Raw genomic sequence first — 26,134 nt, forward strand, 5'->3', positions numbered from 1 at the left:
CCAATAAAGTATTGAAAAGAGCGATAAGCTCATTTTGAATCTGACGAGATTAAAAATCTCATTTGTGCTCCAGTCGATTCAAGCCAAGGCTTGTTTCAAACTTTCGCGTTCATTCTGCAAGCAGAATGTTTACTCACTCGTTGTTCAGTTTTCAAAGATCAAACTTGTTTCGTTACCGAATGTCGTTCTCTTCAGCAACTCTTATATAATATCATGTCCGCACCAACTTTGCAAGCTCTTTTTTTAAGTTTCTTTCGAAGCTCATTTCAACCGCTTGCCGCACCGTGTAAACCGTGTTTTCTTGGCCGGAATTAGAATATATCATGTACAGATTTCAATTGCAAGTCTTTTTTTCATAAAATGATAATCAACCCACATCATCAGCACAATATGTAATGTGACGCTCCTGTACATACAAATAACTCTCAGCATCCTTATTACGGTGCTTCTAATATACATATCCATTAAACATAACCAGGGCAGCCATTTCCACTGCGATTGCAGTGAACATTTTCTTGTGACTAGCCCTAGTTTTCGGAGATCTCAGTTTTCTTTCCTTCTATAATAAATAAGAAAGTCTATTCCTTTGGTACAGCTTACACATTCCGTTTCACTTCTCAGTGCTTACAATATGCGCTTACCAAGTAACGAAGCAATTAGTTCCACGCCAAGTCGTGCCGTATGTCTATTTTGATCAAACAACGGATTCACCTCAACCAGTTCCATCGACGTAACTTGATTTGTGGAAGCAAGTATCTCCAATGCATAATGTGCCTCTCGGTAATTCAGACCACCCGGTACTGGGGTGCCCACACCCGGAGCTTCCCGTGGATCCAGACAATCCATGTCGAAGCTGACATGAATACCATCTGTCCCTTTATCCGCTGTAGCTATTGCTTCCTCAATAACTTGCTTTATTCCCATACGGTCAATATCATGCATCGTAAATGCTCGGATACCCAGTCCCTTAATCTGCTCTTTCTCATACTCATCCAAATCACGCAGACCAATATAGACCAAGTTGGACGGATCAATAAACGAGCCTGCTCCAGCAATGTGCGATAGATTGAATGCAGTATGCCCCAAGGATGCAGCCACACTCATGCCATGCATATTACCAGACAAGCTCCGTTCTTCCGTATTCAAGTCTGCATGCGCATCAAACCAGATCACACCCAAATTCGAATAGTGCGCTGTTAATCCGGCTAAAGTACCGATCGCTACACTATGATCTCCCCCAAGCACAAGTGGGAAAGCCCCCTCCTCTACTGCGCCTGATACTTCACTACACACCTTCTCACTGACCTGACGCACCTCATTTAAGTGTTTTACACGATTTCGCTCAATAGGGGCAACAGGTTCAGAAGGACAATCTACCCGCACTTCTTTGGAAAGCACTAGCCCAAGACTCGCAATCTCCCGCTTAAGCCCAGCTGTAATCAATTCATCAGGCCCCAACTCTGCTCCACCTCTTGCTCCACCGAGTCCAAAAGGAACTTTAATGATAGCAATATCACGTCGCACAGATGTTTGACTTGTATCAATAGAAGTATCTTTTATTTCACCATGTACATCATCATCATTTTTCATGTGGGTCAGCTCCCTCATTGTTGATCAATACCTGCTCAATTCTCTCCAGTGCCCAGTCAATCTCAGTCTCTTTAATCGTCAATGGTGGAGCAAATCGAATGGTTGTCTCATGGGTTTCTTTACACAGCAGTCCAGTAGACATCAAACGCTCACAATAGGGACGGGCTGATTCATACAGTTCAACACCAATAAATAAACCTTTCCCCCGAATATCCCGTATGGCTGAACTGTGGATACCTCGAAGTCTTTTCATAAAATAGTTCCCCAGACGCTCCGATCGCTCGGCAAGCTTCTCATCTTCAAGAACTTTCAGAGCTGCTATAGCCACGGCGCAAGCGAGTGGGTTACCCCCAAACGTAGAACCATGAGACCCCGGCTCAAACAAATCAAGTATCTCCGCATCAGCAGCGATAGCCGAGATGGGCATGACTCCTCCCCCCAACGCTTTGCCCATAATCCAGATGTCTGGTTCAACACCTTCCCAGTCGGAGGCAAAACGGCGACCCGTTCTTCCAAATCCGGTCTGGATCTCATCAGATACAGTCAACACCTGCTGGCTCTTACACAGAGCAAAAGCTTCAGCCAAATATCCATCAGGCGGGATAACGATTCCAGCTTCGCCCTGAATAGGCTCTACAAGAAAACCAGCCGTATTTGGCGTAATGGCCTTTTTCAGCGCTTCTATATCTCCATAGGGAATAATCCGGAATCCAGGTGTGAACGGTCCAAAATCTTTTTTATACTCCGCTGAAGAAGAAAAGGACGTAACCGTCAGAGTTCTTCCATGAAAGTTACCAGAGCATACGATAATCTCGGCTTGATTCTCCGGTACACCTTTGCAACGATAAGCCCATCTACGTACCGCTTTTACCGCAGTCTCCACCGCTTCCGCTCCTGTATTCATGGCGAGAATCTTCGATTTCCCCGTGAATTGTGAGAGTTTCTGATAAAAAAGAGAAGCGGAGCTGCTGTGGAATGCCCGTGATGTCAGCGTAACCTGATCTGCCTGATCCTTGAGCGCCTGTATGATTACAGGATGTCTATGACCATGATTCAATGCAGAGTATGCACTTAACATATCCATATAACGGCGGCCTTCAGGGTCTTCCACCCATACCCCTTCCGCCTGTTCAATAACAATAGGGAGCGGATGATAATTAGGTGCAGCATAACGCTCCGACCAATCCATTAACATTTTGGAATCTGACATACACACCCAACACCTTTCCGAAATATTGTATACAAAATACAATAACAATGTATGCGATGCCATCGCCATTTACGACTACATCCCTCTTTTTCCACTCCAGCCTAATCCAAGCCTTTCTCGAATCAAATCCTATATCAATAGTTAGCGAGAAGCAGAAAGTCTACGTTCCAACCAAGAGAGTAAATTAGCCAGTGTAAATGTGATTATAAAATAGAGGCCGGCGGCAACAAGCAGCGGAGCAAGCGGCTGGAACGTAACACCCTGAATCGTTCTGGCCGTGTATATAATCTCGGCTATGCCGATCATGGAGACAAGCGAAGAATCTTTAATGATAATAATGAATTCATTACCGATGGCTGGAAGCATGTTACGAAAAGCCTGCGGCAGTATAATATAACGAAGTGTCATACCATTTGTCATACCGAGGGAGCGCGAAGCTTCGGTCTGTCCTTTATCAATCGCTTGAATCCCGGCCCTGAACACCTCCGCCATATAAGCCGAGCTATTCATCGTCAGAGCTACCACCCCCGACATAAATGCCGGTAAGTTCACACCTATAACCGTCAGACCATAATGAATAATAAGAATCTGTACGAGCATCGGTGTTCCTCGAATGAGTTCAATATACGCCGATGCCACAAATTTAATTGGCCATATTCGGGATATTCGCATTAGCGCCATGATTACACCCAGCAACGTACCAAACAATACACCGAAAAATGAAAGCTCAAGCGTGACCCACGCACTTCGTGCATAATCCTGCCAATGTTCTAATAGAAAGGAAAAATCTAAATTCACGGCATATCCCTCACTCGTCCGGTTTATTCACCGAGCATCTCATTCGCTTCAACGACGAACCGTTCAATATCTCCGTTTGTTTTGAGCTTTTCCAATGTAGTGTTGATCTGATCCAGCAACTTCTGATTACCTTTCTTCACCGCGATGGCCGAACCACCCTCGTCTTCAGCCTGTTCAATCTTCACACCTGCAACAACAAGCCCCTCTTGGTTTTTCACATACTGTTCAGCCACCGGCTTCTCCAGGATGAGTGCGTCTACACGCCCCGTCTGCAGCTCCAGAATCAGTTCAGGTATTTTGGTCAGAGAAGTGAGCTTTGCCCCTCTATTTCCTGAGCAATCTCTTCCTGAATGGAACTCTTTTGCACGCCAACCTGCTTGCCTGATAGATCACCTATGGACTTTACTGCGGTATCTCCCCCTCCTCTAACAAGTACAGCCTGCTCTGCATAATAGTAGATATCCGTAAAATCAACATTCTTCTTTCGTTCTTCGGTAGGGGTTAAGCCTGATATTACAAAATCAACCTTATCTGTACCGAGAGCCATAAGAAGGCCATCAAAGTCCATGTCCTCAATCTTCAGCTCGGCTCCCAGATCAGCCGCAATGGCTTTGGCAATCTCGATGTCAAAACCTACAATAATATCTTTACCATCGATTTTCTTATGAAATTCATAGGGTGCATAGTCCGCACTGGTTCCAAGTACAATTACTTCCTTTTCCGCAGAGCTACTGCCCGAAGACGAAGTAGCGTCTGATCCGGTTCCTGTCGTTTTTTCCTGCCCACATGCGGACATGAATACAACCACTAACAGCAGAATCATTGGCAACAATACTTTTCTCACACAGCATACCCCTATTCTTTTTTGGACTTAGTAGCTTAATGATAAATTTGTATACAATATACATAAGACAATATATGGACTTATATGTAAGTAATACTAACAAATAAATCGGTTTATCACAATCATTATTTAAACATTTATACGCTTTAATTCCATAAAATGTACTATATATGACACGGCATTTACATCGGCTGAAACATGAAGTTTGCTTGCCCAACTTCCCCCTCGGTGTTAAGATGATAAAAACTTGAAACTCCTGAACGGCGCGTACAGCACAGCCTCACACCCATCTATTTATTCACTATACATAGAAAGGAGGATTCGGTATGGAGGTACCCAAATACCGGTCCTTGAAAGATCACGTATACGATTACATTGCCCAGAAGATTCAAGACGGGACGTTACTTCCCAACCAGAAGATCAACGAGGCCGAGATATGCAAAAAGCTGGACATCAGTCGCACACCTACTCGGGAAGCCCTTTTCCAGCTAGCTTCAGACAATCTACTGCAATACATCCCACGCAGGGGATTTATTGTCACTCCTTTTGATGCAGGCAAAAAACTGGAGTTTTCCCAAGCAATCGGTGTGCTGGAGGCACTTGCTGCCACACTTGCAGCAGACCATCTCAGACCATCTGAACTTTTGGAGATGGAGACTCTGGTTGTTCGAATGGACGAGGATATCAGCCAGCTTGATCTTGCTGCCTACAACAAAAACCAGTATCAGTTCCATAATCTGTACATTCAGCGATGTGGTAACGCTACAGTCATTGAGATGTTAAATACATTGAAAAACAGTTTCATCCGCCAGTCGTATGTTAGTGATAATAAACCGAAGCTATCTGAGGTACTACTCGAAGTTAATGAAGAGCATCGTCAAATTTTAAGCGCTTTTCGAGCCAAGGATAAAAATCAACTGGAAGCCCTACTCAAACACCACTGGCGGATTATCGACAACGATATGTTGTAGTACGTGCTGTCGAAACAAACCAAAGGCAACCCACACGATTGTGTGAGTTGTCTTTTTCCTATTTTTCCTTTTTGACCTCCAACGGTGCCCTAGCCGCAAAAACAGCATATCCCAACTTTTTGCCGTATTTCGCGAGCAAACGATCATTGGTAAGACTCATACGCTGCATACGTTCATCCTCAAACCAATTCTTATCGATCTCGCGATGTGGATCATGATCAACGCTCCATTTTGCCATGGATCGCGAATGTTCTTTGACCTCTACCTTGGTGAAACCACACTGCTTGAGGCGTTTTCTCCATGCTGTGGCCGTTACCAGGGTTCGTATACCGTAAAATTGCTTTAATCTGCGACACATCAATTCGGTCTTCTGGCCTGATAAAACCATCTCCCGATCCACCAAAAGTCCACCGGGCTTCAACACTCTTCTATACTCAGCAAATGCACTCCGCCATGGGGTAAAGATCGTAACCGACTCCACGAATACCATATCAAAATGATCTTCCGGGAAAGGTAACGATGCTACATCAGCCTGAACAAAACGAACATCCACCCGCTCTCGTCTTGCTCGCCGAACGGCCTTATCCAGCATCTGACGATTAAGATCAATCGCTGTTACTTGATAACCCCTTTTAGCCAAATAACACGCAGTCCTCCCAGTGCCACATCCAATCTCAAGGATATGACTATCCACAGGCAGAAATAAACTCTCCAGCAACTTCAGCGTTGCCAAAAATCCTCCGGGATGGGCACTCCCCTCCCCTAACCGAGCCAGCATGTCATGATAATCCATGCAACATCCCCTCCTCACTCCTCCCAGTGTATGGAATAGACTCAAAAACGGCTCCTCCCTATTCGATTTACCGGGTACTCGTCCATACCAAATCCTCTTTTATTTACTATGATATACAAACCGTTGAATTCAAGCGGCAACCGCATCTAATGAGGAGGATATGCATGTACAGAATTAATCGGGTATGTGAGGAAACGGTTTCTCCGCACGTTGGACGTTCCGTTTGTCTTGTTATGAAAGACGGTAAGCATATGTATGGTACGCTTAGCCAATGTCGTGATGGCAAAGTATATTTGAACGGATGTTTTGAAGGACCACGGCTATGTTCAGTCAAATCCAAACAACAGCTGGTAAAAGGCAGCAAGAAAAACGCTGTTGCATCAAAGAAAGTTAAATCTTCGGCCTATGGTCCATATGGTTACGGAGGATACGGTGGGGGTTACGGCTATGGAGCGGGAATCGATCTAGCTCTGGTAGCAACATTGTTTCTGCTACCATTCCTGTTCATCTAAATTCCAATCTGATCGTGGTAAAATTGTAGTCATAACAAAGACCCTTTTTGCTTATAGCGAAAAGGGTCTTTATCTTTTTCATACAATTCACGTCAATTACACTATATTTTCTGTTAAAAAATGATACAAAAAAAGGCATTCGCCAAAACGAATGCCGGGAACTTCATATTTAATACCCTTACCTTCGCACAGGGTGTCTGTTTGATCTTAAAAAAAAACACCTCGTTAGAGGCGGGTAAGCTATGTTAAATCCGATTTCCTTTAGGCATCGTTTTCAGATTACTATTCGAATTCTCAAGCAATGGTAGCATCCTAGTCGTGCTGACCATCTCAGAAGCACATATCGGACAAGTAGGTACGTTATCAAACGCAAAATTGTCCCGCATCCATCCTTTGCACGTATCACTCGTACATTCCCAGATTGCCGCATCAGCTTGTGGAATCTCTTCCAACGGTTTTTTGCGATTATACATGACTTCTACCCCCTTTGTTATGGAAAAACATCTAACCGACGTTATTTCACAGAAGCCTACACTTAGCGGAAGTTTCACGTCCCACCGGACTCCTACCTCGACAACTAATGGGTCGACTTTTTATATAACTGATCAAAAAAAAGAAGCTGCCTTTACCATTATAACATGTTAAAGGCAGCTATGCTTTAATTACAGTTTTACAACTTCTTCTGCTTGAGGACCACGGTTTCCTTGTACAATTTTAAATTGCACGCGTTGACCTTCGTCCAGCGTTTTGAAGCCTTCGCCTGTAATAGCGCTGAAGTGTACGAATACATCTTCTCCGCCTTCAACTTCGATGAAACCGAAGCCTTTATCAGCGTTGAACCATTTTACTGTTCCGTTTTGCATGTGAATTACACCTCCAAATAAAGATTAACATGTTCCTTTGTTCTTTGCAGCAAGCAAATAAAAATTCACACATTGAAAAAGGTACCAGTCATAAACCTATAAGTGATCGCCCTTTACAATATATGAATTAGGTTTTCCACTCTCTACAACTTGTTTTTATTATAACTCCAATTCAGCCAAAAAGCAAATCTTTGTATTTTCTTTTCAAACAGCTTTGGAAATACATGTTATTAACACGTGTGGGGCCAAGGTTTATCACGCTTATGTGCCTGGTCACTTGTGTACGGTCTTATGAAAGGATATGCAGATCTAATCCATCTTATACATTTTTTATATAATATTCTGACATGCATATCCAACACAACCAATGAATCATCTTAATCCAGTATAACACACTATGTCCATGCCCACATAAATGCATCCCGATCCCAGGCAATCTGCCCACGATGAAGCTTACGGAAAGCTTTCTTCACTTCTTTGGACAATGATGTATTGCCGTTCTCGTTCACAAAAACAAACTCTTCGCCGAAATGTGTCTTCACATATTCTATGGCAGCTTCCTGATGGAGTGTTCCTGTGAATTTAATCTCCTGTACCATCCATTCTGCTACACCTTGTGCTGTCTTCTCCACTATATCACCTACTGTCTAAACCTTAATGTACGGATGAGCAGACCTCGTATCATGAACATATCTGTCTTCCCGCCAGACTGAAGTATACCATGATCCAACTGCTGACGGGAAACTGTATGATAACTACTTTCAAGCAATACCCGCAATACTTTAATGAACAACCGTATTCGCTTGCTCACTCCCTTTGGATGGAATAGACGAATTTGTTCGAATGCTCCACACTAACCATGCACAGTAAGCAATCAGTACTGCCAGTATAAACAGATCATAAGGCAGTGTACCTGTGTCCTCCAGGTCATTCCCTAGAAATTGAATCAGATTATGTATGAAATGAAACAATATAAGCGGTACGATATTTCCGTTCTTCAGCATCAATAACGCCAGTACAACTCCCAGGAGCAGCGCATAGATCAATTGCATGATCGTATCCGTCATATCCTGACCAGACAATGCGTTCAGCAGATGTGTAATCGAAAACAATATGCTGGAGGTCACAACTGCGGCCACTGCACTTTTTTGAAGCAATGTTTTGAAAATAAGTCCACGATAGATCGTTTCCTCAACAAAAGCTACGAGCAAGGTAAAAAAGATGAAAAAGGCTACCGGTGACAAGCTCAGCTCCCCAAATCCTTTCAGTGAAAGTGTACCCAGTACAAGGAGTAGTGGAATATAATACTTTGCGTGGCCAGCTGGGATACTTCGCAAAGATCGGAATCCAGTCTCTCCCCACTTGCGCCTTAACGTCAGATAGATCATCAGAACAATTGCGATGGGTGTAAAGGAAATGAGTACAGGGGAAGTGTAGTCTAGTTGCTTTATCGTTGCAATGGCCCCTGCTGCAAATACGGCTAACAGGAGAAGCAGCTCAATAATTACAACGGTGAGCACAGGTTTGCGCTCGGAAAAGGAATGTTTCGGCTTGGATTGCGCATTAATCATACATTTGCCTACCTCGTTTCATTTATGTTTTCCGTTGTCATAAGAACTTATATGCCAATATAGTTGTATCACATCATCCGTATATTGAATATCCCTATTATGGATAAAACTATAAAAGTAACAAAAAAGAGACTTATACTAACCTCTTTTCCCCTAAAATCAGGTATGGCTTATACCTTTATCTGTCCATTATAGTATTACAAGAGTTCAATGCTGCAGGGGTGTCGCGACTCTTCAGCGTCATATATCTATGAAGTACCCATTAACGATAGTTTCACAATGCATAATGAAATCAGGGGGATACTATGAAAGCATTCTTTCAGCGCTGGGGGCATTTACTGGCTATTCTGTGCATACCGCTCCAAGGCTCCATTTACGTATTTCTAGGCAGCAACACCGGAAGTGATGTCTTCTACAATTATGCCTGGATTGATACACAGATTCCTTTTCTCAAAGAATTTATTTATCCGTACATTAGCTGGATGCCCATTCTGTATCTTGGATTTCTCTATTTGGGTCTGACGAACAAGTCGCTATTCTGGCGCACGCTGATTACCTATAATGTTGGTGTCATGGCTGCCAATGTCTGTTTTGCGGTGTTCCCTACCCATGTCCCGCGCCCGGAGATCGGCGGAACTGATCTGAGCAGCGTGTTAGTGCAGTTTATTTATACAAATGATGCGCCCTTCAACTGTTTCCCAAGTGTTCACGTTCTGACCAGCTATTTGCTGTTTATTGTGATCAACAGACACTTGAACTTTAAGCCTATGGCACGGATTTCTTGGTCGGTATGGCTGTGGTTGATTATTGCTTCGACGGTGTTTGTAAAACAGCATTCCTTGCTGGACATCGCCGGCGGCATTTTGTTTGCTGAGGCCGCGTATTGGACTGTACATGTCTTTGCTCTTCGTCTTGGGCAGGCACGAAAAAAAGGCAAGCAGCCACTCACAGCTTCTAACCCAAGCAGTCATGTATAACGACATTTATATATGTAACAGGTGGGATGATGATCCTGCTATACAGCAAAAGAGGGCCTAGGCCCTCTTTTTTTGTACTCATTGAATTAAGCCTACTTATATAGAAGAACTTTATTTGGGTTGGACTACGCGTTTCATGCTATAGGTGGCCGTTCATGAAGAAGGTCAGACGGTGGACTTCCGGTTATACGTTTGAATATGCGGTAAAAATAAGACAGGTCCCGGTAGCCGAGAAATTCGGCAATTTCCTGGATGGAGAGTTGTGACTCGGTGAGCAGATATATGGCTCGTTTCATCCGTTGATCATGGACATATTGACTGATGGTCTGATTTGTCATGCTTTTGAATAATGCAGCAGCATAATTGGGAGTTTTTTTGATCTCGTCCCCGAGTTCTTCCTTCGTTACTTTCTCCCGATAATGCCGCTCTATATATCGCTTCATCCGTTCAACATGATTATGCCTCTCCGGCGGGATAACTCCACGATCAAGCTCCCTGTTCATATAAATCAACACTTCCATCAATAAGGCTTGGCTCATCATGACATAATAAGAAGGACGCTCTTGCCATTGTTGATAAATAGCGCTCATGCGTTGATGGATCAGTTCGTAGCATCCAGGTTTATGCCGCAATGCCTCATACCGTTCCAGTGCAGGCAAAGTTTCCATATGGTCGCGTTGCAGTTGAATTACAATCTGTGTGTGCGTTACTGTAGGAATACTCTTGCCGTAATATGGGGTACCACCTGGAATGAGGAGCAATTCACCTTTTTCCATGATCTGTTTATCACCGTTCACCCAATATACACATTTTCCATAAGTAACCAAGCTAAGCCGCCAAGTTTCTTGAGCTTGCACAGCTTCTTCGTACCAACCGACACCATTAATATGTCGTACTTCAAGTGGAGTGACCATAACACACCTCATTATCGGACTATACTCTAATCATTGTACTATAGTTCATACCCTGATTCGACAGAAAACGCTACAATACACATATAAGCTTAAATATGAGGAGGAAATCAGCATGTTAAAAACAAAAATTATTTGTACCATGGGACCTGCTTGTGACTCAATCGAATTGTTAAAAGTAATGATTCAGGAAGGTATGACCGTTGCCCGTCTGAACATGGCTCATGGCGAACTGGAAGATCACGTTACACGGATTAACAATATCCGCAAAGCAGCTTCCGAACTGAACACCTATATACCGATCATGATGGACATCAAAGGGCCGGAAGTACGTATCGGTAAACTGAAAGAAGCATCCTGCCATCTGCAAGCTGGTAAAGAGCTGATCCTGACTACTGAAGAAATTCTTGGTGACGCTGAGCGTATCTCGGTAAACTATCCAGAACTGAACCTCGTTGTGAAACCTGGCGATCGTATCCTCATCGATGATGGCCTTGTGGATCTGACTGTACTGTCTGTGGAAGGATCCGATATCCATTGCAAAATCATCAGTGGCGGCATTCTGAAACCACGCAAAGGGGTTAACTTGCCAGGAATTAAAACGACATTGCCAGGTGTAACCGAGCGTGACGTTATGCACATCGGATTTGGGATCGAAAACGATATCGAAATTATCGCAGCATCCTTTGTTCGTAAAGGTGATGACATCCGTGAAATCCGCAGCATTTTGAAAGAACGCGGTGTAGACCACGTTCAGATCATCTCCAAAATCGAAAACCAGGAAGGTATGACCAACCTGGACGATATTATTGAAGCATCTGACGGCATCATGGTAGCTCGTGGAGATCTCGGTGTTGAGGTGCCAATCGAAGACGTACCAATGATGCAAAAAGAAATGATCGATAAATGTAACCGCGCTGGTAAACCAGTTATCGTAGCTACACACATGCTGGAGTCCATGCAAGTGAACCCACGCCCTACTCGTTCCGAAGTTAGTGATGTGGCCAATGCTGTACTTCAAGGTGCTGACGTTGTGATGTTGTCCGGTGAATCCGCTGCTGGTAAATATCCGGTACAATCCGTGCGCACGATGGCTGCTGTTGCTCGCCGTGCTGAAACGATGATCGATTACAAAGAGCAATTCGCACAAAAATCGGCTCAACAGATCGCTGATATTACTGAAGTTATCAGTCAGGGCGCTGTAAGTTCTTCCCTCGTACTGAATGCAAAAGCAATCATCACTTCGACTGAGAGTGGATTCACAGCACGTATGATATCCAAGTATCGTCCAAAAGCACCAATCATCGCAGTTACACAACATGAAGAAGTATTGGCGAAAATCTGCCTGCTCTCAGGTGTCATTCCGGTTATGGGCGACAAAGTAACAACAACGGATGAAATGTTCGAATCGGCTACGCGGAACGCAATCAAAACAGGTTACATTGAAAAAGGTGACATCATTGTGTTGTCCGCTGGTGTTCCAATCGGTCAATCCGGTAATACAAACCTGATCAAAGTTCAACAAGTATAATTTAATAGCTGAAACTGAAGCTATGCATCTTAGCTATAAAATAGAAATAGAAATACAAAAAACCACCGGGAGCAGAAATGCTTCCCGGTGGTTTTTTGTTGATGTTGTTGCTAATGATCGTGATGTTACAACAAACGGCTTCGAGATTATAGATTCCGCGAGTAATTAACCAGATCCTGTGACATGGTGTTGATCTCATCCATTGAAGCATTTACCTGTTGTGTCAGAGCAGCTTGATTTTGCGTTAATGTGGACATATTACCGATGTGCTCAAGAATCTGATCAATCAGTGTTTTCATCTTCTGCATGCTATCTTCGATATTTACTGTGGCCTCCGAACTGTGATCAGCCAGTTTCCGCACTTCACCTGCAACCACGCCAAATCCCAGGCCCAGCTCTCCCGCTCTTGCAGCTTCAATGGCTGCATTCAACCCCAGCAGATTCGTCTGACTGGCAATCTCTCGAATAAACACGGTGATGTTCTTCGTATCATCTGCACTGCTTTTCACTTGAATGGCTGCATCGGCTGATAACTCCTGTGCAGTAACCAGATCCTGTGCCTGATCGGTGATCGAGTTGATTCCACGTACCATCTCGCCAATGGACTCGGATAATTGTTTTGTTTTCAGATTCATGGCTTCCACGATCTGTTCCTTATTCTTCTCATGGGTTACATCTCGGATGGTTCCAGCTACACGGAGCGGTACTCCATCCTGATCCCTAATGGTTTCTCCACCCGCATGATACCAGCGATACTCCCCGTCTTTGCGTTGCAGACGATAATCCAGATCGTACGGTGTGCGACCACTGTAATCGTTCATATGTCTGGCGAATTCGTTGATCGTCCGATCATGGTCTTCCGGATGAAGTCGGCTGCTCCAACTGCTGAACACATTGGGGAAATCCTGCTCGTCTTTAAACCCTAATTCTCTACGGAACTGGGGTGACCACCAAAACTCGTTATTCGGATTAACCACATCTCCAGCCACAACGGTCATATCCCACGGTGCCTCCACCAAGGCGCGGTTAACCAGATCATATCGGGTGACGAGTGCTTCTAACTCATCAGACTTGCTCTTCTCCTCATGAATGTCGAACATGATGCCGAGAAGTTTGATCGGAACTCCAGCCTGATTTCGGATGACATGTCCAAGGCATCGGAACCAGCGAATTTCTCCACCTTTTGTAATCATACGACTGATAACGTTATACGCAGTCGTTGCTCCAGTGTCATTCACATGGTTCATTATCTCTTGTACCAGCTGAGGTCTGTCATCCGGATATACCGATTTGGCCCAGCTCGCGAATGTATCGGGATAATCCTTGGAATTATGGAATCCTAACATTTGGCGAAATTCATTGGAAAATGAGACTTTATTATTGCTATCCAGTGGATCACCGGCAACAATTTCAGATTCCCATAATCCTACATTCATTGCCTGATTCAGCATTCTAAGACGCATTTCCACGGCTTCGTTTTGTGCTTTCATCATATGTACTGCTTTTTTGATGTTACTGGCTATTTCATCGTTATCCTGAAATTCAATACCATCTTCGATCCATGTGTTATAATCGCCCTTCTCTGCATTTGCTACCAGTTTACGACTATACTCCAGTAAATTCTGATGTGCATCTATACGAATGTGCTTGGTAGATTCAGTACGCTTACGAAACATGTTCATTTCTCCTCTTAGGTCATATGATATATATTTCGACATTATAAGACATTAAATGTAGAGCAATAGTCTTACTTTGTATAAAAAACAAGAACCCATGCTGATTCAGCACGAGTTCTTGTTTCTTAAATTCTTTAATTTCTATAATAATAAACCTTAAATGACTGCCTCTCACCAGCTACCAGCCAAAATTCAGTGTTTTCCCCGTCTCTACCCAAGTTTTGATGCTGCTTAGAATCATCCACCAGCTGCTCTGTGCATTCGCAAAGGAAGGATGGTTATCTGTAAATTGATCATTGATCAGCGTCAGCTTCGTACACTCACCTACAGTTTCCAACTGGAACACCACTCTGGATTGAAGCTCGGCATGATTCGCATGGTACGACGGTCCAGGATGCTCCTGATAACTAAGTCTGGACAATGGTTCAAATTCTAATATATCTCCATACACATGGACAGTCTCCGCACCATCATTACCCGGCCCTACATAAGCAAACGGTTGACCTGGTTGGAAATTGGTACGAAGTTCGCTGCCGAAAAAGCTGTTCCGTGTGCCGTCTGGTGATATTAGAGCATTCCACACCTCTTCCAGTCCAGCATTGATATAGAATTCATATTTCAGTTCCATGGACTCACTCCCTTAGTGTATTGGATAAGCGATCTGCCAACCTCGCACTCCTATCCTATCGTTATACCCCAAAGGCCGTATTGTAAAAACGCGACAACAGGTAAAATATAAGCTCTTTATGTTTTCGGGAATGTTATACCATGTTCCAAACGGATTGCGCCCATATAGTGCTTTCCCAGAAGATCAGATATACTAAACTGGAATGAAATAACAGGTCTGTTCAAGGTAATGCGACTAATTAAGAAAGGAAATGAGATATGAGCCATTCAACAAATATTATGGGTATCCCTTTTCCCAATGTCACGATGGATCAAACGGTTGCAATCCTTGATAAAGTCGTAGATCAGGAAAGCAATGAACTCTTCCATGTCATCACAGGTAATCCTGAGATTGTTATGTCCTGTCAAAAGAATGCATCTCTTCGGAAAGTCGTCGATCAAGCCGGGTTGGTCACAGCTGACGGTGCTGGCATTGTGATGGTATCCCGTTTCCGCGGCGGACAATTGACTGAACGGGTAACCGGTTGTGATCTGCTGTTTCGTTTATTGGAGGAGGGCGATCAAAAACACTGGTCATTCTACATGCTGGGAGCAGAAGAAAGTGTCAGTGAAGAGGCCGTGAAAGTTATTGCGCAACGTTATCCGGGAGTTGTTGTAAAAGGTAGACACCATGGTTACTTCCAGGCAGATGAGGAACAACAGATTGTGGAAGAGATTTGTACTGCTCAACCAGACTTTCTTATCGTGGCTCTTGGCGCCCCCCATGCGGAACACTGGATTAACAAGTATCGCCACCAGTTGAACGCTCGTGTAGCCATAGGTGTTGGAGGCAGTCTCGATATCGTGGCTGGCAAAACCAAACGTGCCCCTGCGATATGGCAGAAGCTTAACCTGGAATGGCTCTATCGCCTCCTCAGTCAACCTTCGAGATGGCGCAGGCAACTCATTTTACCCCGTTTTGCTGTGCGGGCATTGTTGTTCAGAGAACCTAAATAATGTGAGATGAGCAGGAGGGATGATTCGGATGAAGCAGGTAGAACGAGGAGCCAGACCAAGTATGGGCCTATTGAATCTGAATGAAGGTGATCTTAAATATCAACTGACACGCCATGCTCCTTCCGAAGCACTTCGCCCTTTTGTTAAACATTACTGGATCGTATCGTGGGATCTGACTGGACTTGAACCGTATCCCCAACATGTCGTGCCTAACCCCTGTGTCAATCTGGTTGTGGAACGAAACCATACGTTTTTCTTCGGACCATCGGGACGTAAATTCTCCTATCTTGTGAGCGGGAAAGGTCGTGTATTGGGCGTAAAGTTCAAACCAGGAGGATTTTATCCCTTCCTCCGCGCTCCTGTCTCATCCTTGTACGGACAGCCGATGGATGTCTCCAGTATTCTGGATGTCACAGCAGAATCCTTGGAAGACCGGCTTCTTGGGGCGGAGGATGATGCGAATAAAACCAGTTACATCGACCAACTATTATGTGCACACCTTCCTGTTGAAGATGCTCAAGCGAGAATGGTTAACGATATTGTACAACAGATTGAACAGAATCGGGAGATACTGAGAGTAGATGATCTGTCCTCTTATTGGAATATGCATACCCGAAAGCTTCAACGGCTGTTCAATCAGTATGTGGGCATCGGACCCAAAACCGTAATCAAGTTGTATCGTCTGCAAAATGCTGCAGAATGGATGGACCGCGGTCTTCACTGTGACCTGATTAAGCTATCTCAGGATCTTGGATATCATGATCAATCCCATTTCATCCGAGATTTCAAGTCCATTATTGGCAGTACACCAGAGGAGTACTTACACGCTAGACATCCGCATGGTGAGCGCCGAGGGCTGATCGATTAGAAACCTGTCCTGAAAATCAGGACAGGCGAATGACTTCTATGGTATCCCCCGTATGGATTACACCTTCCCGTTCAACCGAGCACACAATCCCACGTTTTTTGCGAGCCGCAGGCACGAATTTTTTGCGCAAACCGTCCTGTTCGTAGAATTGTTCAATCATTTTCCCAGGATGTACACAGGGAAGGTTCTCCCCTTCGCATATTAACCCTGTCCCGTTCGGAAATAGGAGCCGCGTTCCAGCAGGCAGTTCCGTCAATCGATCAATGCCACGAACCAGTATATTGGCACCAAGCCACTCTGGACGCACTTCAGGAATGTTCATTTTCTCAGCAATTAGAGTACATTCTTCCTCAGACACAATACTGATCTGGCGGCGATTCGCAATCGGTGTGCCACGCTTGTAGATTTTCTGACGTGAGTCCGCCGGACGAAGCAGGCCATAATGACGGTCACCCGGAATTCCTGCAAGCTCAATGTCGATAAAAGGTACAACTCGGGTCACAAATGTGGATGGATCATCAGCCAACATGACGAATTGAACCGTTCCCATAATAATCTCCTCCCTTTCCTGAGCAATATTACTTCTTTATTGTTCATTATTACCCAATGAATGGATTGTCGACAATCGGCGTATGCTTACCTTTGTAACCATTTTTTTAATTTCAACATCATAACTCAACTGGAAAACGATATACTATTTTAATAATACGCAATTAAATTGTTAAAAATTAAATTTACTCTTTCCGTTCTTGTTGCAAACATTTATACTAGGATGGACAAGTAAATAAATTACATATCAGAAAGCAAGGTGTTTCCTTTGATTAGTATCATTTTTGTAGCTCTTGTAGCTGTCGAACACTTCTATATCATGGTGATGGAGATGTTTATGTGGACTCGTCCACGCACAATGAAAACCTTTAATCTCACGCCGGAATTCGCCAAATCCACCAAATCCCTCGCGGCCAATCAAGGCCTCTACAATGGATTTCTTGCGGCAGGTCTGCTCTGGGGGCTCCTATATCCGGATGCTGCCGTTGGACAGCATATTCAGATTTTCTTCCTGGCGTGTGTGATTATTGCCGCTCTTTATGGAGGAGCAACTTCTTCACGGTCGATCATTATCAAACAAGGTTTGCCTGCGATCATTGCGTTGTTGCTAGTTCTGTTCCTGTAATTTCTTTCGAATGGTGCATTGCTTCGATTCATGTTAACTGCTTTATGGTAAGGTAGTGAATAGATAGCAGTGTACAATGACCAGAATTGTTCTGGAATTGGAAGGAGAACATGTCATGGGATTGTTTGACAAGCTTCGGCGGCGCAAAAAGGAGAAAGTACCTGCAGGTAGTGCTGTCGAATCGACGAATTACAGTGAAACCATCGTGGGTTTTGTCCTGCTGGAGCGTGACGATTGTGATTTTGACCTTTTCATCAGGAACATGAAGAACGAATGGGATATCGAGATTGAAGAACACCCGGAGGAGGGCAATCTCTTTTTCGAAGTGAATGGAATGCAGGTGGTATGTGCCCACATTGCCGCGCCTGTACCCGATCGTGAAGTTGAGGAGAATGCCAAGTTAAATATCCTTTGGCAAGAAGCGGAGCAAGTTACCTCACGTCACCGGTCTCAGATTATTGTCTCTGTTCTGAACGCAACAAATGCTATTGATGGACATGTTCTGTTCACTCAAACAGCAAGTGCCTTATTACAGTTGGATCACGCGCTGGCCATATACATGGCCCCACTTGTTGTTGAAGCCAGTCAATATGTCGAAACCAGCCGTGGGATCAAACATGATGAGTTGCCCGTCTCGCTCTGGATTTTCATCGGATTATTCCAAAATGCCGAAGGCGCTTCAGCTTACACTTACGGACTACGTAACTTTGGTAAAGAAGAGATGGAGATTATGCAATCGTCGGAGTCCTTAAGCGATGTATTTGAGATGATGTTCATGACCACAACGTATGTGGTTGAGAACGACGTCACACTGTATGACGGGGAAACACTTGGTTTCTCGGCAGAACAAAAGCTGAGCATTTCCCTTTCCAAAGGTGTAGCAACGGAAGGTAACAGTTTGAAGATTGGCTTCTAACTTACGTAGTTATCTTAACTTTATCGTGTCACAGTTGTAGAAGCCGTCTGGAGTTCAACCTCTGGGCGGCTTTTAGCTATTTAACCTTCCTACCAATGACGATATGATAACAATCCCTGAATTTAACTTCACTAGGAATAAGTAGTCCATAAGAACCACTTAATTATGAATTTAGTTTTCATTCTCGTTATAAAAAGGTATAATTAATAGGCTTATAGTCTCATATATTACATATTATTTTATTATTGAGGAGTTGCCTACATGTCTGTTAGACGTTTGGATTCAACTAAGCCTATTATTGAAATTATCTGGGAAGGTGTTGTTTCTCCTGAACATGTCGAACAAACGAATACAGAAATCCAGAGAGTAGCGGAACAATTGGGAAGTTCGTTTGATGTGCTAGTAGATATGCGGAACATGAAGGCTTTCCCTCAGGACACCAAAGAAAAAATTGTGGAACATCAGAAATTACTACTAGATTGGGGTATGAAGCGGGCTAGTGTAGCCGTAGGCGGTGCGATCGCCAAAATGCAGTTGAATCGGATTTCCAAGGAATCAGCGCACCAGACTGAATTTCAATGGGAAACGTATGACGAGGCTTTGGCATTTTTGTTGAAATAAATTGAGGTATTACGGACTCAGTATAAGAGAGCTACTGATGCTGTACGCGGCAAAAAGAAAGAGGCGTTCCCCATGAGGAAACGCCTTTTTCTTTTGCAGTTCCACTTGGCTTACTCCGTTTTTCCAGTGATACGAACGCTCATCATTTAAGATTCAAGTTTACTTGCACGCACCATCGTTACCGATGTACCATTTAGGGACTCCTCCACGAATCCTAATCGCCTATATAAGCGAATTGCTTGGTTATCCGGGTCAACACTAAGCGAGACTGCTTCAAATCCCCGCCGTTCAACCTCATCTAATGCGGTCTGAAGCAGTAAGGTCCCTACTCCTTTTCCACGTGCATCTTCCGTTACAGCCATCCCCATCTCTGGCGTAGCTGCATTCACATAACCGTATCCCGCATTCTGATCCGTATAGAATCTTAATGTTATTGAACCTAGTCTCTTGCCTTGTTGGTCAACTGCAACATACCCGAAGTCCCCTTCTCTGCCCCAGTCTTCAACGTATTTGGACAGTCCGGGAGTATGAATACTTTCGATTGGAAGAGGTTCATCGCCTTCTCTTCTATGCAGGGATGCGTATAACATCTCCCATAGAAAGGGGATATCCTGTTCCTCAATCGCACGTACATGATAGTTGGTCTTGGTCATGTTTGTTCCTCCTTCAGCTTTTCAAAAAGGCGGTCCATCTCATTCAGATTAAACTCATTTGTAATCTCGTAATCCTCAAATTTGTCTCTCGTTTTTGCCTCGCTGTAGATTGAGATGGATTTTTCATTATAAAACGTCAATCCGAATCCATCGGTAAAGCGACCTTCTTTTTTAATGGTAAGTCGCCACTCATAGTAATGCGGATTCCTTTCGGAAACGTCGAATTCCCCTACTCTTTTAAGATCAACATCCTTTAATAGCTTCAGCATGTCTCTAATCTCTTTGGGATCTGTAATCGTTATTTCATCATCTTCATTATACGGTTCATTGTCGGAAATTTTCCTAATCGTCAGTCGATCCAATGTATCCAGCATTGTCATATGATCTGTGACCTCTGCTCGAAACGTCGTATGTTTGCTGGGGATATACATGGTGTATTGACCGGAAATATACATACGCACTGCAATAGCTAAAAAAACAATAATTATGGAGATACCCCATATATATTTGATTCTGTTTTTCACAGTCTAACCTCCTCCTGGAATTGAAGCCTTACACATTATATATCAAATAAAACCAGTTTTGTGTTCGTTATCTTCCCACATTTTATTCAATTGCAATTTCCATTCTTTCTCCCTACCAACCCTCATCTATTCACAAATCAAAATACATTTGGTCTCACCTAAGGATTAAATATTATTTGACGATATATATAATAAGCTTCAAACAAACTAACACATTCATGACATCAGGGGGAAAAGTATGAAGTTAAAACTCAAATTGATGTTGGCCTTCTTCGTCACTGTTCTGCTTACAGCAGGCGCGCTCGCACCACTTGGTTTGGTTCAGACGGAAAACCAAGCTTCTCAGAGTGTGAACAACAAACTAGAAGGATTAATATCCACCGCAACATTTCAGTTGGACGGCTGGTTACACGGAAACGAGAAATTAGTGGAGACATTAGGCCTTGTAATTCAGGAGGCTGTTTCATCTTCTGATCTTAATGAAGATTATCTGTCCATCATGTATAAGGGCACCAACCCTAACAACTTAGAGGACGTATTTTATGGAAATAAAGAAGGCCAGTTTATAAATGGTTCTGACTTCGTCCCAGATAAAGATTATGATCCCAGGGATCGTTCTTGGTATAAAGAGGCTCTACAAGCAGACAAGCTTATTTTTACTGACCCTTACATCGACAACAAATCCAAACAATTTACGGTGTCTATCGCCATGCCAGTAAAGACAGAAAACGGTGCAATACGGGGAGTGGTTGCTTCTGATATTCTACTTTCCAAGTTAACCGATACAGTCAACCAAATTAACCTGGATGGACTAGGCTACACTTTTATGCTCGACAAAAAGGGAGTCATTTTAGCTCATCCCGAGGCTGATCTTGCAAGTACTTCAGCCGCAGACAACGATCAATTGGGACCGTTGCTTGCAGAGATGCAAACGCATCCTTCAGGACAAAGATCATTCCAATATAACGGAGAAAATCTGCTCCTCTACTTCAAACAAATTCCAAGTACTGGTTGGATTATCGGATCAGTCATATCTGAGAAACTCGCCTATGCTGACTATTATCAATTGCGTAACAATTACATTCTAATTATCGCCATTACATTATTGGTTGTACTTGGAGGTGCCTATTGGATCGCAACACTCTTCATCAAGCCACTGAGAAATCTCCATGAGACTTCCCTCCAAATGTCGAGTGGTGATTTTACAGGAAGGGTGCAGATCAAAGGCAAAGATGAATTCGCTGAACTCGGTATGGCATTCAATCAGATGTCCGATCAACTTAGCTCGTTGTTCAGGCAAGTAACGACTTCTGCCGATCGCGTACAAAGTATCTCGGGTGAGATGCAGGAGCATACAGATAAAACCAAGCGCATCGCAGAGCAGATCTCCATCGCCACGGATGAACTCGCTCAAGGTTCCAGTGCACAGGCTGAATCCGTGTATGACGGCTCAAGCCGTCTGTCAGAGATGAGTGATAGTGTCGGTGGCATCAATCGCAGTGTCGAGCAGTCCGTAACGATGATGCGTGAGGCAGGAGAAGCCATGCTAGCTGGGCTACAAGCGGTAGATCATCAGGTGGAGCTTTCGGATGGTAACCGCCAATCGATTGACCGTGTGGGTGAATCAATCAATCTACTCGCAGACAAATCACAGAAGATTGAAAGCATCGTCAGCATGATTCAAGGTATTGCCTCCCAGACTAACCTGCTTGCACTGAACGCTTCGATTGAAGCCGCCAGAGCGGGTGAACATGGACGTGGATTTGCGGTGGTTGCCGAGGAAGTGCGCAAACTGGCTGAACAGTCCGCCGGCTCTGCTCAGGACATCATCGTGTTGCTGAATGAAATCCAGGCGGCTAGCCACCAAAGCGTGAGCGAGGTCGATTCTGCTGAACATGGTATTGAGCAACAGGTTGCTGCCGTACATGAGATGCGCAACTCATTTATGCGAATCAAGCAATCTATTGAAGGCATTGACACTCAGCTTCAACAAGTATCGTCTGCAACAACCGAATTGGATAACAGTTCTGGCAAGATTGCTGAAGTGATCTCCAGTGTTGCGGCCATGTCCGAACAGAGTGCCGCTTCCACCGAAGAGGTTGCCTCTTCAACGCAAGAACAGTTCAATTATATTACGAGTATCTCGAATCGCTCCAATGAACTGGCTCAACAAGCTAATACGCTCGCTGAAGAAGTGAAAAAGTTCAAGATATAAATCAACAAGCCGCGTTCCCCTATAAGGTGAATGCGGCTTGTTTGTTATGTTGATACGTTACATATTCGTAATAAGGGATGAAGCAGCCCGTATCTGCATAAAAGAATATGACACACGTAGAATTGGCCGCACAACTGATCAGGTTACATCAGAAACCTAATTGTTTTCAGCTCAATACACGACCTGCTGATTCTCGGATAACCAGCTCGGGCTTCAGGACAATCTTCTGCGGTTCTTTTCGCTCATCCTTTAACTCTTCAATCAACAGATCTACAGCGCGATGTCCCAGTTCTTCAATTGGCTGGGCAACGGTCGTAAGCGGTGGACTGGTTACCGAAGCAAGAATGGTATTATCAAAGCCGATAATGGACACATCCTCTGGCACGCGTAGACCCAGCTCTTTGGCTGCTTGAAGTGCACCAATAGCCTGAATGTCATTACAGCAGAACAAACCTGTCGGGTGATCCTTCTCACCGAGCAGCAATAGCGCCTCTTTTTTAGCGGAGCTCAGATCAGCTGCCGATTCTCGGATCTGATTCGGTTCCAGCGTATGACCTGCCTTAATCAGCGTTTCACGGAATCCACGTACACGTTCCTGACTGCTGCTGACTTTGGACGGTTCCGACAGAACCGCTACACGGGTGTGTCCAAGTTCAAGCAGATGATCCGCTGCGAGTGCTCCGCCAAGTACGTCGTCAATGGTGACCGTATGTACCGACAGGGATGGCATATGACGGGCAATCAGAGCAACAGGGATAGACTGCTGCAAGAGGGGTGACAAAATTTCGGCATTATCGATCCCGGTTCCGATCATCATGCCATCAACCCTTTTTTGCTGGAGCAGATTCAGGTAACGCTCTACCCGCTCGTCCTTATTATCCGTACTGCAGATGACCACGCTGTAACCCAATTGACGGCTTCGATCCTCCACGGCTCTTGCGAGTTCTGCGAAATACGGGTTTGAGATATCCGGTACGAGCAGCCCCAATGTATACGTCTGCTTACCTGTAAGTGCAGCTGCGATCGCACTGGGTTGATAATGAAGGCGTTCCATGATCTCCATAATCTCGGCGCGCCGCTTCTCACTGATCTTGCCTTTGCCATTAATGACCTGCGAGACGGTTGCAATGGATACACCCGCCTCGCGCGCTATATCGTATATGGTTGCTTTCATTGTTTTTCCCCATTTGTGCTATATATAATATACATAGATAATTATCCTCTTCTTCTCATTATGCAGGGGGAAGTCTGCATACGCAACTTGAAGCGAGCAAAATGTGCGTAGCATGAACTGTTTTACTTTTTCATCAACCACTCATGGTCAGGGTCGTTATGGAATTTCCATGTCCGAGTAGGGCCGGCCATCACGTTCAGATAGTAGACCTCATACCCTGGAGGAGCACCTACCGGATGATATCCGTCCGGAACAAGCACCACTTCACCGTTTTTCACTGCTAGCGTCTCATCCACAGAACGATCATCCGTGTATATACGCTGAATGGCAAACCCCTGCTCAGGCTGTACACGGAAATAATACGTTTCTTCCAGCAAAGATTCATCCGGGAGTGCGTCTCGATCATGCTTATGTGGCGGGTAACTGGACCAATGCCCATCTGGTGTGAATACCTCAACAACGAGCAGACTGTCCGCTTCCTTCTGTTCCGGCAAAATGTTGTGAATCTGGCGTTCCAGATTACCATACCCTCGCGCCTCTACCCCTACATCTTCGGGTGTAATGAGACGAGCCGGGTACGTGCCTTTACCGGGTGCAACACATATAGCGATTTCCAGTTCGGTACGTGCTGTGATCTGTACTTGATCGGAAGTTGAGACGTAGACCGAGTACGGAGGTATTTTCTCGAAAACACTCATTCGTTTTCCGATATTATCCCATGTGTGCTCCCGGGTACTTACATTGGCGAAACCACTGAGAAGCACCACACAGAGTTCCTGATCACCGCTCTCACGGGTTAGCGTTTCCCCCTCCGCCAGCTTCGCTACCTGAAAGCCAACATATTCCCACCCAGCCGATTCCGGTGTTACGTTTATAAGCGTACCGTCTCCCTCCGGGGTGACCACGGGTTTCACAATACGTTCTGACATCTTGTCATCCACTCCTTTCTGTAGTCGTCCATAACAACCTGATGCATATAAAAACAAGAACTTTGACTATTCATGCGCTCTATTCAAAAAAGTGACTTTAATTATCCAACTATGGCGTTGCCGTTTGCGATTCCAGTGACACCCCAGTGACTTCACTCAGCTTCACAGGTCTTCCCTGCTCCATCGACATCTTCGCTGCCAGCGCAATTCGTTCTGCCTGTACTGCATCGTGGCCATCTACGATAACCGGTGTATCATGGATGATTGCATCGATAAAGAGGGCTGTCTCCTGTACATACGCTTCATTGTAGCGTTCCAGGAAAAAGTGCAATGGTTTGTCGCGCATGAGTCCGGCCGCTGTACTGATCTCAGCCGTATTCGGATGATCATTCGCCGCTGCTGCGCTGCCCATCGAACCAAATACTTCAACACGCTGGTCATACCCATATACAGCCTGACGGCTGTTATCAATAACACCAATCGCTCCATTAGCAAAGGTCATCGTAACAATTGCCGTATCCACATCGCCATGTTCTGCAAAGACCGGATTGATCAGCACGTTGCCCTGAGCGTACACTTCTTCCACTTCACTCCCGGACAGATACCGTGCCATGTCAAAATCGTGGATCATCATGTCCATGAAAATCCCACCAGACACCCGGATATACTCCGCAGGCGGTGGACTAGGGTCGCGAGAAGTAATTTTGATAATATGTGGATCACCAATCGTACCATCCTGCACATGCGCACGTATCCGTCTGAAGTTGTGATCGAAGCGGCGGTTAAATCCAATTTGCAGCTTCACGCCAGCCTTCTGAACTGCCGCTACAGCCGCTTGGGTCTGTGCCAGATCCATGCTGACTGGCTTCTCGCAGAAGATATGTTTGCCCGCCTGAGCGGCCTGTTCGATCAGCGGCACATGTGTATCTGTTGAAGAACAGATCAGCACCGCGTCTACATTAGGCATCGAGATCAACAGGCTGCTATCCGTTGTTACAACAGGGATGCCACGGTCGGAAGCCCAAGCCTCCAATTCAGGACCTGCAAATAAGTCGCTGATTCCCACAATCTCGGCATGCGGGTTACGCAGGAGATTGTCTGCATGAATTTTGCCGATCCGTCCAGCACCGATGATGCCAATTCTCACTTTGTCCTTGCCCATTCCGTTATCCTCCCTATGTGCGTCCATA

At 44.7% G+C, this 26,134-nt stretch carries 29 protein-coding genes; 10 read left to right on the forward strand and 19 right to left on the reverse strand.

Annotated features, from left to right (window positions below; translation table 11 throughout):
• Positions 1-624 precede the first annotated feature (624 nt).
• From rocF to IFU39_RS33490, 5 genes are all read right to left on the reverse strand, one after another.
• The gene (gene rocF / locus IFU39_RS31745; RefSeq protein WP_192136429.1) at positions 625-1,590 is read right to left on the reverse strand and encodes an arginase; all 966 of its coding nucleotides are present in this window, start codon (positions 1,588-1,590) and stop codon (positions 625-627) included.
• On the reverse strand, positions 1,580-2,800 hold the full coding sequence (locus tag IFU39_RS31750) for an ornithine--oxo-acid transaminase (RefSeq protein WP_192136430.1): 1,221 nt from the start codon (positions 2,798-2,800) through the stop codon (positions 1,580-1,582). The genes rocF and IFU39_RS31750 overlap by 11 nt, the downstream gene beginning before the upstream one ends.
• A 141-nt stretch (positions 2,801-2,941) precedes the next feature.
• The gene (locus IFU39_RS31755; RefSeq protein ID WP_149846239.1) at positions 2,942-3,598 is read right to left on the reverse strand and encodes an amino acid ABC transporter permease; all 657 of its coding nucleotides are present in this window, start codon (positions 3,596-3,598) and stop codon (positions 2,942-2,944) included.
• Between the two features lie 23 nt (positions 3,599-3,621).
• Positions 3,622-3,831, reverse strand: coding sequence for a hypothetical protein (locus IFU39_RS33645; protein ID WP_446740358.1), 210 nt, complete (start codon positions 3,829-3,831; stop codon positions 3,622-3,624).
• 68 nt (positions 3,832-3,899) lie between these two features.
• Positions 3,900-4,442, reverse strand: a complete 543-nt coding sequence (locus tag IFU39_RS33490; protein WP_446740359.1) for a transporter substrate-binding domain-containing protein — start codon at positions 4,440-4,442, stop codon at positions 3,900-3,902.
• A 326-nt stretch (positions 4,443-4,768) separates the two neighbouring features.
• On the opposite strand from IFU39_RS33490, the gene IFU39_RS31765 reads away from it, so the two are divergent.
• Positions 4,769-5,413 (forward strand): GntR family transcriptional regulator, encoded by a 645-nt coding sequence (locus tag IFU39_RS31765; protein WP_036671927.1) that lies wholly within the window; start codon positions 4,769-4,771, stop codon positions 5,411-5,413.
• Between the two features lie 58 nt (positions 5,414-5,471).
• Here the strand turns inward: IFU39_RS31765 and IFU39_RS31770 are convergent, their stop codons facing one another.
• Complete coding sequence (locus IFU39_RS31770; protein WP_192136431.1) at positions 5,472-6,206, reverse strand: class I SAM-dependent methyltransferase; 735 nt, start codon at positions 6,204-6,206, stop codon at positions 5,472-5,474.
• 164 nt (positions 6,207-6,370) lie between these two features.
• On the opposite strand from IFU39_RS31770, the gene IFU39_RS31775 reads away from it, so the two are divergent.
• Positions 6,371-6,718, forward strand: a complete 348-nt coding sequence (locus IFU39_RS31775) for a hypothetical protein (RefSeq protein WP_091019856.1) — start codon at positions 6,371-6,373, stop codon at positions 6,716-6,718.
• A gap of 245 nt (positions 6,719-6,963) precedes the next feature.
• Here the strand turns inward: IFU39_RS31775 and IFU39_RS31780 are convergent, their stop codons facing one another.
• The 4 genes from IFU39_RS31780 to IFU39_RS31795 all read right to left on the reverse strand — a co-directional run bounded on the left by IFU39_RS31780 (position 6,964) and on the right by IFU39_RS31795 (position 9,152).
• Entirely contained in the window at positions 6,964-7,191 is a 228-nt protein-coding gene (locus IFU39_RS31780) for a cold-shock protein (protein WP_017691121.1), read from the reverse strand.
• Between the two features lie 189 nt (positions 7,192-7,380).
• Positions 7,381-7,581, reverse strand: coding sequence for a cold-shock protein (locus tag IFU39_RS31785; protein WP_024633772.1), 201 nt, complete (start codon positions 7,579-7,581; stop codon positions 7,381-7,383).
• 395 nt (positions 7,582-7,976) lie between these two features.
• Entirely contained in the window at positions 7,977-8,213 is a 237-nt protein-coding gene (locus IFU39_RS31790) for a DUF6953 family protein (RefSeq protein WP_036607962.1), read from the reverse strand.
• 150 nt (positions 8,214-8,363) lie between these two features.
• Positions 8,364-9,152 carry a CPBP family intramembrane glutamic endopeptidase gene (locus tag IFU39_RS31795; RefSeq protein WP_192136432.1) on the reverse strand — a complete coding sequence of 263 codons (789 nt, stop codon included), beginning with the start codon at positions 9,150-9,152 and terminating at the stop codon, positions 8,364-8,366.
• A gap of 305 nt (positions 9,153-9,457) precedes the next feature.
• Between IFU39_RS31795 and IFU39_RS31800 the strand changes: the two genes are divergently transcribed.
• A complete protein-coding gene (locus IFU39_RS31800) occupies positions 9,458-10,129 on the forward strand; it encodes a phosphatase PAP2 family protein (protein WP_192136433.1) in 672 nt (223 codons plus the stop codon).
• A gap of 134 nt (positions 10,130-10,263) precedes the next feature.
• Here IFU39_RS31800 and IFU39_RS31805 read toward each other — a convergent pair whose 3' ends face one another.
• The gene (locus IFU39_RS31805) at positions 10,264-11,043 is read right to left on the reverse strand and encodes a helix-turn-helix transcriptional regulator (protein ID WP_192136434.1); all 780 of its coding nucleotides are present in this window, start codon (positions 11,041-11,043) and stop codon (positions 10,264-10,266) included.
• Positions 11,044-11,155: 112 nt separating this feature from the next.
• On the opposite strand from IFU39_RS31805, the gene pyk reads away from it, so the two are divergent.
• Positions 11,156-12,571 carry a pyruvate kinase gene (pyk, locus tag IFU39_RS31810; RefSeq protein WP_036607968.1) on the forward strand — a complete coding sequence of 472 codons (1,416 nt, stop codon included), beginning with the start codon at positions 11,156-11,158 and terminating at the stop codon, positions 12,569-12,571.
• Between the two features lie 146 nt (positions 12,572-12,717).
• On the opposite strand, the gene IFU39_RS31815 is transcribed toward pyk, so the two are convergent.
• On the reverse strand, positions 12,718-14,247 hold the full coding sequence (locus IFU39_RS31815) for a methyl-accepting chemotaxis protein (protein ID WP_192136435.1): 1,530 nt from the start codon (positions 14,245-14,247) through the stop codon (positions 12,718-12,720).
• A 178-nt stretch (positions 14,248-14,425) separates the two neighbouring features.
• Positions 14,426-14,875: an SRPBCC family protein gene (locus IFU39_RS31820; RefSeq protein ID WP_091019847.1), complete on the reverse strand. Its 450-nt coding sequence runs from the start codon at positions 14,873-14,875 to the stop codon at positions 14,426-14,428.
• 257 nt (positions 14,876-15,132) lie between these two features.
• On the opposite strand from IFU39_RS31820, the gene IFU39_RS31825 reads away from it, so the two are divergent.
• Both IFU39_RS31825 and IFU39_RS31830 read left to right on the forward strand, forming a co-directional pair.
• Complete coding sequence (locus tag IFU39_RS31825) at positions 15,133-15,870, forward strand: WecB/TagA/CpsF family glycosyltransferase (RefSeq protein WP_192136436.1); 738 nt, start codon at positions 15,133-15,135, stop codon at positions 15,868-15,870.
• A 28-nt stretch (positions 15,871-15,898) separates the two neighbouring features.
• A complete protein-coding gene (locus tag IFU39_RS31830; protein WP_192136437.1) occupies positions 15,899-16,738 on the forward strand; it encodes a helix-turn-helix transcriptional regulator in 840 nt (279 codons plus the stop codon).
• 16 nt (positions 16,739-16,754) lie between these two features.
• Here IFU39_RS31830 and IFU39_RS31835 read toward each other — a convergent pair whose 3' ends face one another.
• Positions 16,755-17,288: an MOSC domain-containing protein gene (locus IFU39_RS31835; protein ID WP_192136438.1), complete on the reverse strand. Its 534-nt coding sequence runs from the start codon at positions 17,286-17,288 to the stop codon at positions 16,755-16,757.
• A 267-nt stretch (positions 17,289-17,555) separates the two neighbouring features.
• Here IFU39_RS31835 and IFU39_RS31840 point away from each other — a divergent pair, with 267 nt between their 5' ends.
• From IFU39_RS31840 to IFU39_RS31850, 3 genes are all read left to right on the forward strand, one after another.
• Positions 17,556-17,912 carry a DUF1304 domain-containing protein gene (locus tag IFU39_RS31840; protein WP_192136439.1) on the forward strand — a complete coding sequence of 119 codons (357 nt, stop codon included), beginning with the start codon at positions 17,556-17,558 and terminating at the stop codon, positions 17,910-17,912.
• Positions 17,913-17,988: 76 nt separating this feature from the next.
• Positions 17,989-18,828, forward strand: a complete 840-nt coding sequence (locus IFU39_RS31845) for a DUF4261 domain-containing protein (protein WP_192136440.1) — start codon at positions 17,989-17,991, stop codon at positions 18,826-18,828.
• A 261-nt stretch (positions 18,829-19,089) separates the two neighbouring features.
• Entirely contained in the window at positions 19,090-19,449 is a 360-nt protein-coding gene (locus tag IFU39_RS31850; RefSeq protein ID WP_192136441.1) for a hypothetical protein, read from the forward strand.
• A gap of 146 nt (positions 19,450-19,595) precedes the next feature.
• On the opposite strand, the gene IFU39_RS31855 is transcribed toward IFU39_RS31850, so the two are convergent.
• Positions 19,596-20,102 (reverse strand): GNAT family N-acetyltransferase, encoded by a 507-nt coding sequence (locus IFU39_RS31855; RefSeq protein WP_192136442.1) that lies wholly within the window; start codon positions 20,100-20,102, stop codon positions 19,596-19,598.
• Positions 20,099-20,626 (reverse strand): hypothetical protein, encoded by a 528-nt coding sequence (locus IFU39_RS31860; protein ID WP_192136443.1) that lies wholly within the window; start codon positions 20,624-20,626, stop codon positions 20,099-20,101. Before IFU39_RS31860 ends, IFU39_RS31855 begins: the two co-directional genes overlap by 4 nt.
• 238 nt (positions 20,627-20,864) lie before the next feature.
• On the opposite strand from IFU39_RS31860, the gene IFU39_RS31865 reads away from it, so the two are divergent.
• On the forward strand, positions 20,865-22,841 hold the full coding sequence (locus IFU39_RS31865) for a methyl-accepting chemotaxis protein (protein ID WP_192136444.1): 1,977 nt from the start codon (positions 20,865-20,867) through the stop codon (positions 22,839-22,841).
• 166 nt (positions 22,842-23,007) lie between these two features.
• Here the strand turns inward: IFU39_RS31865 and IFU39_RS31870 are convergent, their stop codons facing one another.
• The 3 genes from IFU39_RS31870 to iolG form a co-directional block, all read right to left on the reverse strand.
• On the reverse strand, positions 23,008-24,015 hold the full coding sequence (locus IFU39_RS31870) for a LacI family DNA-binding transcriptional regulator (RefSeq protein ID WP_192136445.1): 1,008 nt from the start codon (positions 24,013-24,015) through the stop codon (positions 23,008-23,010).
• A gap of 122 nt (positions 24,016-24,137) precedes the next feature.
• Positions 24,138-24,944 (reverse strand): 5-deoxy-glucuronate isomerase, encoded by an 807-nt coding sequence (gene iolB / locus IFU39_RS31875; RefSeq protein WP_192136446.1) that lies wholly within the window; start codon positions 24,942-24,944, stop codon positions 24,138-24,140.
• Positions 24,945-25,053: 109 nt separating this feature from the next.
• The gene (gene iolG / locus IFU39_RS31880; protein WP_192136447.1) at positions 25,054-26,106 is read right to left on the reverse strand and encodes an inositol 2-dehydrogenase; all 1,053 of its coding nucleotides are present in this window, start codon (positions 26,104-26,106) and stop codon (positions 25,054-25,056) included.
• Positions 26,107-26,134: the final 28 nt, after the last annotated feature.

The sequence above is a fragment of the Paenibacillus sp. CFBP 13594 genome (genome assembly GCF_014842675.1).
GTDB classification, from domain to species: Bacteria; Bacillota; Bacilli; order Paenibacillales; family Paenibacillaceae; genus Paenibacillus; species Paenibacillus amylolyticus_B.

Bases quoted from the DNA above. Each gene is read 5' to 3' on its own strand.
- IFU39_RS31795 (WP_192136432.1), bottom strand. From the start codon at position 9,152: ATGATTAATGCGCAATCCAAGCCGAAACATTCCTTTTCCGAGCGCAAA.
- IFU39_RS31845 (WP_192136440.1), top strand. From the start codon at position 17,989: ATGACCAGAATTGTTCTGGAATTGGAAGGAGAACATGTCATGGGATTG.
- IFU39_RS31800 (WP_192136433.1), top strand. From the start codon at position 9,458: ATGAAAGCATTCTTTCAGCGCTGGGGGCATTTACTGGCTATTCTGTGC.
- rocF (WP_192136429.1), bottom strand. From the start codon at position 1,590: ATGAAAAATGATGATGATGTACATGGTGAAATAAAAGATACTTCTATT.
- IFU39_RS31825 (WP_192136436.1), top strand. From the start codon at position 15,133: ATGAGCCATTCAACAAATATTATGGGTATCCCTTTTCCCAATGTCACG.
- IFU39_RS31850 (WP_192136441.1), top strand. From the start codon at position 19,090: ATGTCTGTTAGACGTTTGGATTCAACTAAGCCTATTATTGAAATTATC.
- IFU39_RS31870 (WP_192136445.1), bottom strand. From the start codon at position 24,015: ATGAAAGCAACCATATACGATATAGCGCGCGAGGCGGGTGTATCCATT.
- IFU39_RS31785 (WP_024633772.1), bottom strand. From the start codon at position 7,581: ATGCAAAACGGAACAGTAAAATGGTTCAACGCTGATAAAGGCTTCGGT.
- IFU39_RS31770 (WP_192136431.1), bottom strand. From the start codon at position 6,206: ATGGATTATCATGACATGCTGGCTCGGTTAGGGGAGGGGAGTGCCCAT.
- IFU39_RS31835 (WP_192136438.1), bottom strand. From the start codon at position 17,288: ATGGGAACGGTTCAATTCGTCATGTTGGCTGATGATCCATCCACATTT.
- IFU39_RS31830 (WP_192136437.1), top strand. From the start codon at position 15,899: ATGAAGCAGGTAGAACGAGGAGCCAGACCAAGTATGGGCCTATTGAAT.
- IFU39_RS31775 (WP_091019856.1), top strand. From the start codon at position 6,371: ATGTACAGAATTAATCGGGTATGTGAGGAAACGGTTTCTCCGCACGTT.
- IFU39_RS31865 (WP_192136444.1), top strand. From the start codon at position 20,865: ATGAAGTTAAAACTCAAATTGATGTTGGCCTTCTTCGTCACTGTTCTG.
- IFU39_RS31855 (WP_192136442.1), bottom strand. From the start codon at position 20,102: ATGACCAAGACCAACTATCATGTACGTGCGATTGAGGAACAGGATATC.
- iolG (WP_192136447.1), bottom strand. From the start codon at position 26,106: ATGGGCAAGGACAAAGTGAGAATTGGCATCATCGGTGCTGGACGGATC.
- IFU39_RS31750 (WP_192136430.1), bottom strand. From the start codon at position 2,800: ATGTCAGATTCCAAAATGTTAATGGATTGGTCGGAGCGTTATGCTGCA.
- pyk (WP_036607968.1), top strand. From the start codon at position 11,156: ATGTTAAAAACAAAAATTATTTGTACCATGGGACCTGCTTGTGACTCA.
- IFU39_RS31765 (WP_036671927.1), top strand. From the start codon at position 4,769: ATGGAGGTACCCAAATACCGGTCCTTGAAAGATCACGTATACGATTAC.
- IFU39_RS31780 (WP_017691121.1), bottom strand. From the start codon at position 7,191: ATGTATAATCGCAAAAAACCGTTGGAAGAGATTCCACAAGCTGATGCG.
- iolB (WP_192136446.1), bottom strand. From the start codon at position 24,944: ATGTCAGAACGTATTGTGAAACCCGTGGTCACCCCGGAGGGAGACGGT.
- IFU39_RS31805 (WP_192136434.1), bottom strand. From the start codon at position 11,043: ATGGTCACTCCACTTGAAGTACGACATATTAATGGTGTCGGTTGGTAC.
- IFU39_RS31815 (WP_192136435.1), bottom strand. From the start codon at position 14,247: ATGTTTCGTAAGCGTACTGAATCTACCAAGCACATTCGTATAGATGCA.
- IFU39_RS31820 (WP_091019847.1), bottom strand. From the start codon at position 14,875: ATGGAACTGAAATATGAATTCTATATCAATGCTGGACTGGAAGAGGTG.